We start from the raw sequence: 13,350 nt of genomic DNA, 5'->3' as shown, positions 1-13,350 counted from the left end.
CATGAGTCAGCAGGTGAAGGCCGTCGTCGCCAGGGCCAAGGGTGCGCCGGTGGAGGTCGTGACGATCAATGTGCCCGACCCGGGTCCGGGCGAGGCGGTGGTGAAGGTGCTCTCGTGCGGGGTGTGCCACACGGACCTGCACTACCGCGAGGGTGGGATCAATGACGACTTCCCGTTCCTGCTGGGGCACGAGGCCTCGGGGGTCGTGGAGGCCGTCGGGCCGGACGTGACCTCGGTGGCTCCGGGGGACTTCGTGGTGTTGAACTGGCGTGCGGTGTGTGGTGAGTGCCGGGCCTGCAGGCGCGGTGAGGCGCAGTACTGCTTCAACACCCACAACGCGACCCAGAAGATGACGCTGGCCGAGGGTGATGATGCCGGCACGGAGCTGTCGCCGGCGTTGGGGATCGGTGCGTTCGCGGAGAAGACCCTGGTCGCCGCGGGCCAGTGCACGAAGGTCGACGCGAAGGCCCGCCCGGCCGCGGTCGGTCTGCTGGGTTGCGGTGTGATGGCCGGGATCGGTGCGGCGATCAACACCGGTGCCGTGGGCCGGGGCAAGTCGATCGCGGTCATCGGTTGCGGTGGGGTCGGTGTGGCCGCGATCGCGGGTGCCGCTCTGGCGGGTGCCTCGCCGATCATCGCGGTCGACATCGACGCGAAGAAGCTCGCCAAGGCGCGGGAGATGGGCGCGACCCACACCGTCGACTCGACTCAGGTCGACCCGGTGGCGGAGATCAAGCGGATCTGCGGCGAGACCTATGAGGGTGCCGACGGTGCCGATGTCGTGGTCGAGGCGGTGGGTCGTCCGGAGACGTGGAAGCAGGCGTTCTACGCCCGCGACCTGGCCGGCACCGTCGTCCTCGTCGGGGTGCCGACCCCGGACATGAAGATCCCGGAGATCCCGCTGATCGACGTGTTCGGCCGCGGTGGCGCGTTGAAGTCGTCCTGGTACGGCGACTGCCTGCCCTCGCGTGACTTCCCGATGCTTGTCGACCTGTACCAGCAGGGTCGTTTGGACCTGGACGCGTTCGTGACCGAGGAGATCGGCATCGAGGACATCGAGGCCGCGTTCGACAAGATGCACCACGGCGACGTGCTGCGCTCGGTGGTCATCCTGTGACTGCTCGGGTCGATCATGCCGTGACGTCGGGGACGTTCAGCCTCGACGGGGAGACCTTCGACGTCGACAACAACGTGTGGGTCGTCGGTGACGACACCGAGTGTGTGGTGATCGACGCCCCGCACTCGGTCGACGACATCCTGGCCGTGGTCGGGGACCGGCGGGTGAAGGCGATCGTGTGCACCCACGCCCACGACGACCACGTCCGCGTCGCCCCTGAGCTGCGGGAGAAGGTCGTCGCCCCGATCCTGCTGCACCCCGACGACAGGCCGCTGTGGGAGCTCACCCACACCCAGTACCTGTGGGACGTGGACCTCGCCGACGGCCAGACCCTGGAGGTGGGCGGTACGACGCTGCAGGTGCTCCACACTCCGGGCCACGCCCCGGGTGCGGTGTGCCTCTACGCCCCCGACCTGGGCTGCGTGTTCACCGGCGACACGCTGTTCCACGGCGGTCCCGGTGCGACCGGCCGCTCCTACAGCGACCGGCCCACCCTGGAGGCCTCGATCCGCAAGCGGTTGTTCGACCTGCCCGGTGACACGGTCGTGCACACCGGGCACGGCGAGGACACCACCATCGCCGCCGAACGGGAGCTGCTCGGAGCCTGACCCGCTCGGCGGCCCGTGCTGTAACACGCTGTCCACGTAGCGACACGCCGCACGACACGCCGGCGCGCTGCTGACAACCGTCAGGTAGTCAGGTGGACAGCGTGTTACAGCGCGGCGGGACGAGCGGGATCAGGCGGCCCGCAGCAGCTCGCGCAGCCGGTCCAGCGTGGCGTCGTCGAGACCCAGCCCGTCGCGCAGGTACGCCGACCGGTCGCCGTACAGCTCCTCGACGGCAGCCCACGCGGCGTCGAGGTACTCCACGTCGACCACGAGCGTCGGCTCGTAGACGGCGACGAGGTCGGGCCCGCCGTGCTTCTCGATCTCGGCCTCCACCCGGGCCCGGGAGGCGGCGCTGCGGGCGTTGGTGAGCAGGTAGTCACTCTCGATCGTCGGGTCGTCGACGCCCGCGACGTGGAGCAGCAGGGCGGCGACCCAGCCGGTGCGGTCCTTGCCCTGCGAGCAGTGGAAGAGCTGGGGGCCGCCGGCGGCGAGCTGGCGGAGCACGCCGCCGAAGGCGGTGCGGCAGTGCTGCTCGACGACGAAGCCGCGGTAGACCTCGTCCATCAGCGCGACCGCCTCGGCGTGGCTGGTGAGGCTGGAGAGCCGCTCGATCGGGATGCCGATGGCGTCGAAGTGGAGGTTCTCGGCGCCGGGGACCTCGGGGTCGGGGTGCACGGCGATCTCGGTGGGGGAGCGCAGGTCGATGACCGCGGTCAGCCCGATCGCCTGCAACGCGGCGAAGTCGTCGCCGGTCAGGCGCAGGTCGTTGGAGCGGTAGAAGACGCCGGTGCGGAGCTTGCCGCCGTCGCGGGTGGCGTAGCCGGGGCCGGCCACGTCGCGGAAGTTGTCGGCCGAGGCGAGCCGGAGATACTCCTGGTCCTGGGTCACGGCACGACCCTAGGAGACGTGCCGACCTCGTGGCGGTCGGGGGAGGAAGCGCGAGGTCCGGGCGGCGTACGACGCATAGCCGGGTCGTTGCATCATCGTCTGCTCGATCAGCTTGGCCCCGGTCGCCTCGCTGAGGAACCAGGTCATCGCGAGCGGCGCGACGACGGTGGCCAGGCCGGCGACCCAGCCGGACGCGAGACCGCCGGCGAGCCACAGGCCCCACCACACGCACGCGTCGCCGAAGTAGTTCGGGTGCCGGGTCCATGCCCACAGCCCGGTGTCGAGGACCGGCGGGCGCTGGTCGCGCGGCCGGGAGCGGTACGCCGCCAGCTGGGCGTCGCCCACCGCCTCGAAGAACAGCCCGACAGCCCACACCACCGCGCCGACGAGCACCACCGGCCACCACCGCACCGAGAGCACCACGCCGACCGAGACGGGCAGCGCGATCACCGGCACGATCGCGCCCTGCAGCGCGAACACCTTTCGCGCCGCGCGGCCCATGCCGACCTCCGCGAGGCTGCCGCCGAGCAGCTTCTCGTAGCGCGGGTCCTCACCACGGTGCTGGGCCGCCCGGCGGCCGATGTGCCAGGCCAGCCGCCCGCCCCAGAGCGCCACCAGCGCCACCAGGAGCCACGAGCGCCACGGCGTGCCCGCGTCCGTCAGGACCGCGCCGGCCCCACACGCCAGCGCGGCCCCGGCGAACGCGACCCCCCAGGCCACGTCGACGACGGCCACCCGGCCCTGGCGGCGGGCGACCAGCGCGGTCACCGCCATCACCACGGAAGCGGCGGCGAGGGACAGCACGATGCTGACGACCACGCTCATGCACTTCTCCGCAGCAGCAGCTGGTCGACGCCCATCCGCCCGTCGCGGAACGCCATCGAGCCGCCGACGAGGTAGAGCCGCCAGACCCGGACCAGCTCCTCGCCGACCAGCGCGGTGATCGCGTCGAGGTTCTCCTCGAACCGGGCCAGCCAGCCAGCGACGGTCAGCACGTAGTGCTCGCGCAGCGCCTCGACCCCGCGCAGCTCCAGTCCGGCGGCCTCCAGCAGGCCGATCGTCGCGCCGACCGGCCGCATGTGCATGTCAGGTGCGATGAAGGACTCGATGAACGGCCCGCCGCCGGGGTGGTTCGCGCCGCGCGACATCTGCTGGACCAGGACGTGGCCGCCCGGACGGACAGAGTCGTGCAGCACCCGTGCGTACGCCGGGTAGTTCCGCTCCCCGACGTGCTCGCCCATCTCGAGCGACGCGACCGCGTCGTACTCCGCGCCCGGGAGCGGCACCGCGTCGCGGTAGTCGCACAGCCGGATCTCGACCAGGTCGGCCACACCCCGGCGCCGGGCGGCCGCCTCGGCGAATCTCCGCTGCTCGGCCGAGATCGTCACGCCGACCACCCGGGCGCCGAAGTGCTCGGCCGCGTGCAGCGACAGCGATCCCCACCCGCAGCCGACGTCGAGCAGCCGCATCCCCGGCTCCAGGCCGAGCTTGCGGCAGACCAGGTCCAGCTTGGCCTCCTGCGCGTCGGCCAGCGGCTGGTCGGGCGAGGAGTGGTAGCCGCAGGAGTACGCCATGGTCCGCTCGTCGAGGACCAACGAGTAGAAGTCGGCGGTGGTGTCGTAGTGATGGCTGATCGCCCGGCGGTCACGGTCCTTGCTGTGCAACCGGCCCCGGACCCGCGCCTGGGTGGCCGGTGCCGTCGGTGGCCGACCGAGCAGGTCGAGGCCGACGGCGGTCCGCACCGCCCCCGCGAGCGCGCGCAACGACGGCCGGCTGGGCAGGTCGCGCTCGGAGGCCACCGCGAAGGCGTGGGTGAGGGCCGCGTCCAGGTCACCCGGTACGTCGAGCTCCCCGGTCACGTAGGCCTGCGCGGCCCCCAGCTCGCCGGGGTGCCAGAGCAGCCGGCGCAGCGCGTCGGGCGAGCGGACCTCGACGACCGGCGCGTCGACCGGGCCGGCCGTCGTACCGTCCCAGGCGACCAGGCGCACCGGCAGGTCGCCGCCGACGAACGGTCGCAGTGCCTGCTCGAGATCCGTTGCGACCGTCGCGCTCATCGGCCCTCCTCCGGCCGGGCCAGCACCAGCTGGTGCACGTCGATGTAGTCGGCGGCGAAGCCGGCGCGGCAGTACTCGAGGTAGAAGTGCCACATCCGCACGAAGGTCGCGTCGAAGCCGAGGTCCGCCACCCGCGCGCGCGCGGCGAGGAACGCCCGGTCCCACCGCTGCAGGGTGGGGGCGTAGTGCCGGCCCATGGCGAGGTCGTCGGTGATCCGCAGGGCGGTGTGTCGCCGGGTCACGTCGTCGATCGCCCGCACCGAGGGCAGCGCGCCGCCGGGGAAGATGTACTTGGTGATGAAGGTGTGCGTCGACCCGGTGGCGAGCATCCGGTCGTGGGGCAGCGTGATCGCCTGGATCGCCACCCGGCCACCCGGGGCGAGCGCATGGTCGATGGTGCGGAAGTACGACGGCCAGAACTCGCGGCCCACCGCCTCGATCATCTCCACCGACACCACGGCGTCGTACGCCGCGGCGGGCTCGTCGAGCAGCGCCCGGTAGTCGCACAGGTCGACGTCGACCCGGTCGGCGCACCCGGCCGCGGCGATCCGTTCTTGTGCCAGCGCCTGCTGCTCGACCGACAGGGTGATCGACCGGACGCTCGCGCCACGGGCGGCGGCCCGGATCGCCAGCTCGCCCCAGCCGGTGCCGATCTCGAGCAGCCGGGTGCCGGTGGTGACCCCGGCCCGGTCGAGCAGCCGGTCGATCTTGCGGTGCTGGGCGGCGGCGAAGTCCTCGGACAGGGCCGTGGCCAGGTCGTCGAACAGGGCGCTCGAGTAGGACAGGGTCGGGTCGAGGAAGGCCGCGAACAGGTCGTTGGACAGGTCGTAGTGGTGGGCCACGTTCGCCTGGGTGTTCTCCCGCGTGCCGCGGTGGCTGCGGGGCAGGCGCGGTGAGACGACGCCGCGCAGGCGCTGCAGGCTGCGCGGGACCAGGTCGGCGATGTCCGCGGCGAGCACGGTGAGGAAGTCGCCGAGGACGCCGTCGCCCGGGACGCCGTCCTCGGCCCAGGCGCCGGTCAGGTACGCCTCGCCGAAGCCGATCAGCTTGTCCCGTCCGACGCGGGCGAACAGCTCGGCCGGACGGTGCACGACGACGGCGGGCCCACCGAGCCCGAGCTGCTCGACGGTGCCGTCGGGCCGCCGCAGACGCACCGTGACGTTGCGGCGGGCGACCGCCGCGCGGAACAGGCGCTCGGCGATCCGGGCGGAGAGCCCGCCCTCGGGGACCGGGGCGAGGCCGGGCCAGGTGGTGGTGGGGGAGGCCGTGAGCGTCATCGGTGGTCTCCTTCGGGAGAGGACGGGCGCGGTCGGGGCTGGACCGGCAGGCGGCGGGCCCACAGCGCGATGCCGTGCGCCCTGATCAGGGCCGCACCACGCAGGCCGGCGAGCGGCAGCCGGGGAGGTGTCGTGGGGGTACCCGTGAGGGTGGCGTCGAACCGGGCGCCGTCGTCGGTGACGAGGCGGACACCCAGGTGCAGCCGGCCGGTCGCCGGGTCGGGCGGCGGTGCGAGCACCTCGTAGTGCCCGTCGGTCCCGTGGAAGGGCGAGACGTACATCGCCTTGTCGACGACACAACGGCCCTCGGCGCTGGTGCGCTCGGGGTCGAGCAGGTAGGCGTGCCGGTCCCCATAGGTGTTGTGCACCTCGACGACGGTGGCTGCGGGACGGCCGTCCTCCTCGCCCGCGGCCCAGCACCAGTGGACCGTGATCGGGTTGAAGCAGTGCCCGAGGGCCCGGGGTTGGGCGGCCATCAGGGCGCGGCCGCCCCGCAGGTCGATGGCGTGCGCGGCCAGGAACCGGTCAAGTCCCTCGCGCACGGAGGCGTCGTCGCCGGCGAAGTGGTCGCGCCCCAGGAACCGGCCGCCCACGCCCTCGACCGACCCGTCGCCCGCGACCCGGTCGAGGTCGACGACGGTGAGGTGCGAGCGGTGGGTGAAGTCGTTGCGCAGCGGCTCGCGACGCCGGTGCACCAGGGTCGTGGCGTACGTCGTCGCGGCGACACGCTCCGGGGAGAGCAGCCCCAGCCGCTCGACCGCCCGCTGCCCGGACCGCGCGCCGTCCTCGTGGAAGCCCCAGCCGTGGTAGGCGCCGGCGAACACGACCCGGTCGGTGTCGATCCCGGGCAGCCTGGCCTGGGCGGCGACCGACTCCGGCGTGTACAGCGGATGGGCGTACTCGCGCCGGACCAGCACGCTGGCGGGGTCGACGTCGTCCTGGCCGCCGAGGGTCACCAGGTAGTGGGTGTCGGTGGGCAGCCGCTGCAGCCGCGTGAGGTCGTAGGTGACCTGGACCCGCTCCTGGGCGACCCGCGGGCGACGGAAGTTCCACGACGCCCAGGCGTCGCGGGAGCGCGGCAGCAGGCGGGTGTCGGTGTGCAGCAGGGCGGTGTTGCTCGTGTACGGGATCGCGTCGAGCACCTCCTTCTGCTCACGCGTCGGCGCCGCGAGCATCCCGAGCGCCTGGTCGGGATGGGTGGCGACCACCACGGCGTCGTACGCCTCCCGCCCGGCGGGCGTGGTCACCTCGACGCCCTCGTCGGTCTCCTCGAGGGCGAGCACCGGGGTGGCGGTGCGGATCCGGCCGCCCGCGGCCTCCAGCGCCGCGGCGATCGCCGACACGTAGGTCGCCGATCCGCCCGTCACCGTGCGCCACGGCGGGGAGCCGAACACGGCGAGCATGCCGTGGTGCTGGAGGAAGGCGAACAGGTACGCCGCCGGGTAGTCCAGCGCCGTGTCCGGGTCGCAGGACCACACCGCCGCGACGAGCGGCTCCATGAAGTGCCGTCGGAAGTACGGCGAGAAGCCGTGGTGGTCGAGGAAGGCGGCCAGGGTGGTGAGGTCGTCGGTGCGGGCATCGAGGAGACGTCGCGCCGCCCGGTGGAAGCGCGGCACCTCGGCCAGCATCCGCAGGTACGCCGGGTTGCGGTGGTTGCCCGCGCCGGCGGGGAACAGCCCGCGCCGCCCGAGCGCACCGGCCCACTCCAGGCCGGTCACCTCGTCGCTGGTCGACATCGACATCTCGGAGGCCTGGGTCGGCACGCCGAGCTCGTCGAGGATCCGGGTCAGCACCGGGTAGGTGCGCCGGTTGTGGACGATGAACCCGCTGTCGATGCGCAGCTCGCGACCCGTCGGGTCGGTGACCGTGTGGGTGTCGGCGTGGCCGCCGAGCCGGTCGTCGGCCTCGAACAGGGTCACCCGGGCGCCGGTCGAGGTGCGGGAGGCGAGGTAGGCCGCGGTGAGCCCGGCGACGCCGGAGCCCACCACGGCGATCCGCCGTGGTGTCGTGGTCATGGCTGGCCCCTAGGAGTCCAGGGTGAAGAAGGCGATGGGCTGGCTGGTGGGCTGGTCGGAACCGCCGTCGGGCTCCACCGTGATCCCGACGCCGGTCGCCCGGGAGGCGTCCCCGTCCAGGAGGACCGTCGCGTCGCGCAGGTCGGGCATCAGGCCGGCTGCCTCCATCTCGCCTGCCGGGGTCTGCAGCCACAGCTCGTAGACCTTGCCGTCGGGGGCGGGCGCCATGTCGGTGGTCCGGATGACGGCGCGGCCCTCGCTGCGCGAGACCACGATGGTGGCGGTGGACCCGTCCGGGAACCTCTTGTCGACCGAGGTGGCGTCGGCGGCGGCGAGGACCCGTTCGGCGGCGGTCAGCGTCGGCTTCGCCGGGGTGTCGTCGGCCCAGGGCCGCAGCAGGAGCCCGCCCGCCGCAGCGACCAGGACGAGGACCGCGGCCACCAGCAGCAGGTTGCCGGTCCGGCCGAGCCGGCCCGGCCGGATCCGACGGCGGGCCGTGGCGAGGTCCACCGGCGCATCCGCGGGCGCGGGCGTGCTCTGCGGCGGCAGCGGCCGGATCTGGGTGATCCCCTCGAGGACCCGGTCCCGGAGGGCGGCCGGCGGCTCGACCGGCTCGGCGCTCCCCAGCACCGCTGCGGCCTCACGGAGGCCGTCCACCTCGTCGCGGCACTCGGCGCACTGGGCCAGGTGGGCTTCGAAGCGGGCCCGCTCCCCGTCGTCGAGCGCGTCGACGGCGTACGCGCCGGAGAGCGCGTGCACGTCCCAGCCGGGCGTCTGGTCGTGATCGGTCATCGTCCTACTCCGATCGTGTCGCGCAGCCGGATGAGGCCGTCGCGGATCCTGGTCTTCGCTGTCCCGACCGGTAGGTCGAGCAGGGCGGCCACCTCGGTGTGGGTGTAGCCGCCGAAGTACGCCAGCTCGATCGCCTCGCGCTGGACCTCGGTGAGCTGGCCGAGCGCCGTACGCACGCGGTGCGCCTCGAGCGAGGCGTGGGCGGCCTCGGCGGTCGTGTCGTGCTCGATGCTCTGGTTGCGCTGCTCCCAGGTCACGTCGCGCCGGCTCGCGGCCTGCGCGCTGCGGACCCGGTCGACCGCCTTGCGGTGGGTGATGGTCATCAGCCACGCCAGTGCGCTGCCGCGCTCCGCGTCGTACCTGCTCGCCTGGCGCCACACCTCGAGGAACACCTCCTGGGTGACCTCCTCGGCCTGCGCCCGGTCGCGCACCACGCGCAGCGCGAGTCCGTGGACGCGAGCCGCGGTGGCGTCGTACAACGTGGCGAAGGCGGCGTTGTCTCCCCGGGCGGACTGCCGCAGCAGCGCTCCCAGGTCAGGACCGTGACCGCCGGCCGGCGCCCCCGGGTGGGGGGCGCCGGCCGGGTCGCCGGGGACCGGATCCATGGTGGTGATCCTTCCGGTTCAGCTGGTGTGCGGGAAGTGCCCGGATCGGGTCACTTGACTCCGGTGAGCACCTTGTCGATGACGTAGACGGTCGCGTTCGCCGTCGGGATGTTGCCGCACAGGACCTTGGCGGTGACCGTGCCGTCGGAGACGGTCATGCCGCTCTCGGCGTCGCCCTCGATGGTCAGCTTGTCGCCCGCGAGGGTCTCCTTGTCGCCAGCGACGTCGTCGGCGGAGTCGTTCTCGCCGAGGACGTGGTGGGCGAGCACCTTGTAGAGCGCGCTGTCCTGACCCTTCTCCTTGCCCTCCATGACCAGGCCGTTGAGCTGGTCCTCGGGGATCTCGGCGAAGGCGTCGTTGTACGGCGCGAAGACGGTCAGCGCCTCGCCTCCGTTGAGGGTGTCGGCCAGGCCGTCGATGCTGGTGACGGCGGTGACCAGGGTGCTGAGCAGCGGGTTGTTACTGGCCGCCGTGGCGACCGGGTCCTTGACCATGCCGTCGAAGGAGCCGGCGCCCGAGGTCGGGATCGCCGAGCAGCCGGGACCGAAGGTCTGGGCGGCGGCGCCCTCGGCGGCCGGGGAGTCGCTGGTCATGCCCGAGTCGCCCTTGGAGGTGCTGCCCGCGTCGGCCGCGTCGCCGTCGTCGCCACAGGCGGCGAGGGAGACGGAGAGGGCGAGGACGGCGATGCCGGCGCCGGTGACCCGGCGGAACTTCTGGAGCTTCATGGTGGTGCCTTCCGTGGAGGGTGATCGGTGCGGTGGTGCCTTGTGCAGGTGATTCGGAGCCGTGGCGGTCGCGGATTGCGTTCGATCGAACGGTTTGAGGGGTTTTTCGGCCGCGAAGTCCCCCGGACCGTTCGATCGAACGGATCGGGGGAGGTCAGGACACCCGGACGAGCAGCTCGTGCAGCCCGCTGGCGCCGTTGGGGAACGGCTCCGCGCGGGCGGCGGTCTGCGGCTCGCCGTTGCCGGCGACCGCGCGGACCGCGATCCGGTGCGAGCCCGGCTCGGCGGGCCAGCGGTGGAACCACTGGCGCCAGTAGTCGTCGCCGCCGTCCGGGCCGAGCTGCGCGTCGACCCACCGTCCGCCGTCGATGCGGACCTGGACCCCGGCGATCCCGCCGCGCTCCTGGGCCCACGCGACGCCGCCGACCACGACGTCGCCGGCGTCGAGCTCGGCCAGCGCCTTCGGCGTGTCGATCCGGGCGCTGATCTTGATCGGCGCGTCGGTCGCCCAACCGCGCTCGGTCCAGTAGGCCTGCCGGTCGTCGTACGTCGTCAGGGTGAGGCGGCGCAGCCACTTGGTGGCGCTGATGAACCCGTACAGGCCCGGGATCACCAGCCGCACGGGGAACCCGTGCTCGCGCGGCAGTGCCCTGCCGTTCATGCCCACCGCGACCAGGGCGTCGCGGCCGTCGGTGGCGAGCGCGAGCGGCGTGCTGATCGTCATCCCGGCGAAGTCGGTCGAGAGGATCTGGTCGGCCTTCGTGCTCCCGATCCCGGCGAGGTCGAGCACGTCGGTGAGTCGTACGCCGAGCCAGCGGGCGGCGCCGACGTAGGGACCGCCGACACTGTTGGAGACGCAGGTCAGCGTGATGTCGCGCTCGACCATCGGCATGGCGAGCAGGTCGTCGAAGCTCAGCGTGACCTTGCGGTCCACGTCGCCGTCGATGGTGAGGGACCAGTCGTCGGCGCTGATCACGGGCACGTCGAGCCGCGTGTCGACCCGGTAGAAGTCGCCGGTGGGCGTGCGGAACGGGGTGATCCCGCGGACCTGGTCGTCGAGCCCGCGGGGCAGCGGCGGCGCGGGGTCGGTCGGCGTGGGGAGGGTGACGTCCTCGGGGCGGGCGCGCAGGCCGGACACGAGGCGTCCGGCGACCCCGCCCACGGCCGCCAGCGCGGCGAGGGCGGTGACGGTCAGCAGGACGGTACGACGGCTGCCCTCGGCAGCAGTCGCCTGCTGGTGGGTGCCGGCCAGGAGCCGCAGTGCGGCCACGGCCGCCACGGCCGCGACCACCGAGGGCAGCAGGTCGAGCGGCTCCACCTCCGGCCGCGTGAGCACGGCGCCCCCGGCGACGGCGACCAGCGCCACCAACAGACCGGCGCCGACGGCGAACCGGCGCCGGGCCAGGAGCCCGGCCACCGCCGCGAGCACCAGCACCCCCGCCAGCACCGAGCCGACCAGGATCGCCTTGTCTGCGCTCCCGAAGTTGCGGATCGCCCACTCCTTCATCGGGGTGGGGGTCCGATCGATGACAGCCGAGCCGACGGCGAGCACGGGCGAGGTGGCCGCGTCGCTGAGCGCGGCTGCCAGGTGGGCAAGCCCTATCCCGACGAGGGTGGACAGGACGCCGTAGGAGGCCCATTGCAGGCGAGTCGTCATGCCCGGTATTCGGAGCACCACCCCGAGTCGGATGCCGCGGTGCGCGGACTACTCCTCGATCCACCCCGCGCTCTGGGCGATGCGAACCGCGTCCCGGCTTCGTTCGACGTCGAGCTTGCGGCGGATCGATCGCAGGTGGGTCTTCACGGTGGTGACCGACACGAAGAGCTTGGCGGCCAGGTCGTTCTGGTCGGCGCCCTGCGCGAGCAGGGTGAGTACCTCGCTCTCGCGGGTCGTCAGTGGGGAGGCCTCCACGGCCACCGCCGTCTGCTCGAGGGGGAGTCGGATCGATGTGGTCCGGTTCGCCGGACTCCTCATCGCACGGTCGACCGCGGCGACGACCTCAGCCCGCCACGCCTCGGTGGCCGGATTGTCGGTGACCAGGTGCGAGAGGAGCTCCCGGATAACGGCCGGGTCGTGGATCGTGAACGGCCGCAGTACGCCGGTGCGCTGGGTGTCGGCCAGCGCCTGGGCGATCAGTCGATGTGCGGCGTCGGGGTCGCCGAGCCGGTGGTGGACGACAGCCTGCAGCACGCAGGTCGAGGGATAGGTGAGCGTGATCGATGGGATCTGTGCGGCGGTGACGGGACCCAACCGTTCCAGAGCCCTCGGGTACTCCCGGTCCTGGACGAGCTCCGTGGCCTCCAGCAGCCGGGCCTCGGCCTCGGCGTCCATCCTGCGCAGGTCCTCGACGGCGGCCTGCAGCCGCCGCTCGTCGCGGCTGCTGATCGCCAGATACCCGTCGAGCAGGACAAGCATCGTCAGCCACGGACCGGCGGTGCGGACGAATGGGTCATCGAGTACGCGGTCAAGGAGCTGCCGGGTCCGCTCCACCTCGCCGGCGTCGATGGCTGCCAAGGCCTGGACCGCCGTCGTGACCGCGCAGACCATGGCGCTGCGGCGACCGGTGTCGCCCGCGGTCACAAGATCGTCGATCAGCGCTGCGTCCATCGCGACGTTGGTGCAGTGGCGGGCCCACTGCTCGACGGGACGGATGCGTTGCTCCCACGATCCTCCGAGCTCGTCAGCCGCGTCGCGCGACAGGTGCCGCAGAGTCGCGGCGTGGTGGAGCGCGCTGGGCACCTGTCCGCGCAGCATGGCCATCAGCGCCAGCCGTGACAACGCCGCCGCGGCCACCCTGGCCAGCCCGACCAGCTGGCCCAGGTCGCGTGCGGCGGCCAGGTGGCGCTCGATGCGGTTCATCGCTGCGAGATCGACGGAGGCGAGGTGCTCCTGCAACGTCGCTGCGAGGTTGAGATGGAGCAGCGCCCGGCGCCCCGGATCCAGCGCAGCGCTGACCCCCACGAGGGCGTCGGCCTGATCGAGGGCATCGTCGTCGACACGATGCTCGACGAGCGCCGTCCAGAGGCGGAGGATCACGATGTCGGCGGCGCGCTCCTGGTGCGCCGCCGACCCTGGTTCCGGAGACGGATCGGGCGCTGTGTCTGCGCCCACCCACGGAGTCCACCCGGGCACGAGCCCGCTGAGGTCACCACACAGGCCGGCGAACCTCTCCCAACCATCGACAAAGTCGTCCATCAGCCCCCCCCGGGCGCTCCCTGCTCGGTGCGTGACGCACCGACTCCCTGGCCTCAGGGCGAGCGTACGACGC

General features: G+C 72.8%; 12 protein-coding genes. 2 read left to right on the top strand and 10 right to left on the bottom strand.

Annotated features, from left to right (window positions below; translation table 11 throughout):
• The first annotated feature begins 1 nt into the window (after window position 1).
• Both FBY23_RS00745 and FBY23_RS00740 read left to right on the top strand, forming a co-directional pair.
• Window positions 2–1,117 (top strand): S-(hydroxymethyl)mycothiol dehydrogenase, encoded by a 1,116-nt coding sequence (locus FBY23_RS00745; RefSeq protein WP_141796401.1) that lies wholly within the window; start codon window positions 2–4, stop codon window positions 1,115–1,117.
• Complete coding sequence (locus tag FBY23_RS00740; RefSeq protein ID WP_141796400.1) at window positions 1,114–1,725, top strand: MBL fold metallo-hydrolase; 612 nt, start codon at window positions 1,114–1,116, stop codon at window positions 1,723–1,725. The genes FBY23_RS00745 and FBY23_RS00740 overlap by 4 nt, the downstream gene beginning before the upstream one ends.
• A 129-nt stretch (window positions 1,726–1,854) precedes the next feature.
• On the opposite strand, the gene FBY23_RS00735 is transcribed toward FBY23_RS00740, so the two are convergent.
• The 10 genes from FBY23_RS00735 to FBY23_RS26550 all read right to left on the bottom strand — a co-directional run bounded on the left by FBY23_RS00735 (window position 1,855) and on the right by FBY23_RS26550 (window position 13,193).
• Entirely contained in the window at window positions 1,855–2,613 is a 759-nt protein-coding gene (locus FBY23_RS00735; RefSeq protein ID WP_141796399.1) for a tyrosine-protein phosphatase, read from the bottom strand.
• Between the two features lie 9 nt (window positions 2,614–2,622).
• On the bottom strand, window positions 2,623–3,438 hold the full coding sequence (locus FBY23_RS00730; protein WP_141796398.1) for a DUF1295 domain-containing protein: 816 nt from the start codon (window positions 3,436–3,438) through the stop codon (window positions 2,623–2,625).
• Window positions 3,435–4,667 (bottom strand): cyclopropane-fatty-acyl-phospholipid synthase family protein, encoded by a 1,233-nt coding sequence (locus tag FBY23_RS00725; RefSeq protein ID WP_141796397.1) that lies wholly within the window; start codon window positions 4,665–4,667, stop codon window positions 3,435–3,437. The genes FBY23_RS00730 and FBY23_RS00725 overlap by 4 nt, the downstream gene beginning before the upstream one ends.
• Entirely contained in the window at window positions 4,664–5,944 is a 1,281-nt protein-coding gene (locus tag FBY23_RS00720; protein WP_141796396.1) for a class I SAM-dependent methyltransferase, read from the bottom strand. The genes FBY23_RS00725 and FBY23_RS00720 overlap by 4 nt, the downstream gene beginning before the upstream one ends.
• Window positions 5,941–7,959: an FAD-dependent oxidoreductase gene (locus FBY23_RS00715; RefSeq protein ID WP_141796395.1), complete on the bottom strand. Its 2,019-nt coding sequence runs from the start codon at window positions 7,957–7,959 to the stop codon at window positions 5,941–5,943. Before FBY23_RS00715 ends, FBY23_RS00720 begins: the two co-directional genes overlap by 4 nt.
• Before the next feature lie 9 nt (window positions 7,960–7,968).
• Window positions 7,969–8,751: an anti-sigma factor domain-containing protein gene (locus FBY23_RS00710; protein ID WP_141796394.1), complete on the bottom strand. Its 783-nt coding sequence runs from the start codon at window positions 8,749–8,751 to the stop codon at window positions 7,969–7,971.
• Window positions 8,748–9,356, bottom strand: a complete 609-nt coding sequence (gene sigK, locus FBY23_RS00705; protein ID WP_141796393.1) for an ECF RNA polymerase sigma factor SigK — start codon at window positions 9,354–9,356, stop codon at window positions 8,748–8,750. Before sigK ends, FBY23_RS00710 begins: the two co-directional genes overlap by 4 nt.
• Window positions 9,357–9,406: 50 nt before the next feature.
• A complete protein-coding gene (locus FBY23_RS00700) occupies window positions 9,407–10,081 on the bottom strand; it encodes a fasciclin domain-containing protein (RefSeq protein WP_141796392.1) in 675 nt (224 codons plus the stop codon).
• A 154-nt stretch (window positions 10,082–10,235) separates the two neighbouring features.
• Complete coding sequence (locus FBY23_RS00695) at window positions 10,236–11,738, bottom strand: molybdopterin-dependent oxidoreductase (RefSeq protein ID WP_141796391.1); 1,503 nt, start codon at window positions 11,736–11,738, stop codon at window positions 10,236–10,238.
• 48 nt (window positions 11,739–11,786) lie between these two features.
• On the bottom strand, window positions 11,787–13,193 hold the full coding sequence (locus tag FBY23_RS26550; protein ID WP_141796390.1) for a response regulator transcription factor: 1,407 nt from the start codon (window positions 13,191–13,193) through the stop codon (window positions 11,787–11,789).
• Window positions 13,194–13,350: the final 157 nt, after the last annotated feature.

Source organism: Nocardioides sp. SLBN-35, assembly GCF_006715725.1.
Classification (GTDB): Bacteria; Actinomycetota; Actinomycetes; order Propionibacteriales; family Nocardioidaceae; genus Nocardioides.
This window is presented reverse-complemented; position numbering and strand designations above follow the sequence as displayed.

Bases quoted from the DNA above. Each gene is read 5' to 3' on its own strand.
- FBY23_RS00745 (WP_141796401.1), top strand. From the start codon at position 2: ATGAGTCAGCAGGTGAAGGCCGTCGTCGCCAGGGCCAAGGGTGCGCCG.
- FBY23_RS00700 (WP_141796392.1), bottom strand. From the start codon at position 10,081: ATGAAGCTCCAGAAGTTCCGCCGGGTCACCGGCGCCGGCATCGCCGTC.
- FBY23_RS00715 (WP_141796395.1), bottom strand. From the start codon at position 7,959: ATGACCACGACACCACGGCGGATCGCCGTGGTGGGCTCCGGCGTCGCC.
- FBY23_RS00730 (WP_141796398.1), bottom strand. From the start codon at position 3,438: ATGAGCGTGGTCGTCAGCATCGTGCTGTCCCTCGCCGCCGCTTCCGTG.
- FBY23_RS00725 (WP_141796397.1), bottom strand. From the start codon at position 4,667: ATGAGCGCGACGGTCGCAACGGATCTCGAGCAGGCACTGCGACCGTTC.
- FBY23_RS00695 (WP_141796391.1), bottom strand. From the start codon at position 11,738: ATGACGACTCGCCTGCAATGGGCCTCCTACGGCGTCCTGTCCACCCTC.
- FBY23_RS00720 (WP_141796396.1), bottom strand. From the start codon at position 5,944: ATGACGCTCACGGCCTCCCCCACCACCACCTGGCCCGGCCTCGCCCCG.
- sigK (WP_141796393.1), bottom strand. From the start codon at position 9,356: ATGGATCCGGTCCCCGGCGACCCGGCCGGCGCCCCCCACCCGGGGGCG.
- FBY23_RS00710 (WP_141796394.1), bottom strand. From the start codon at position 8,751: ATGACCGATCACGACCAGACGCCCGGCTGGGACGTGCACGCGCTCTCC.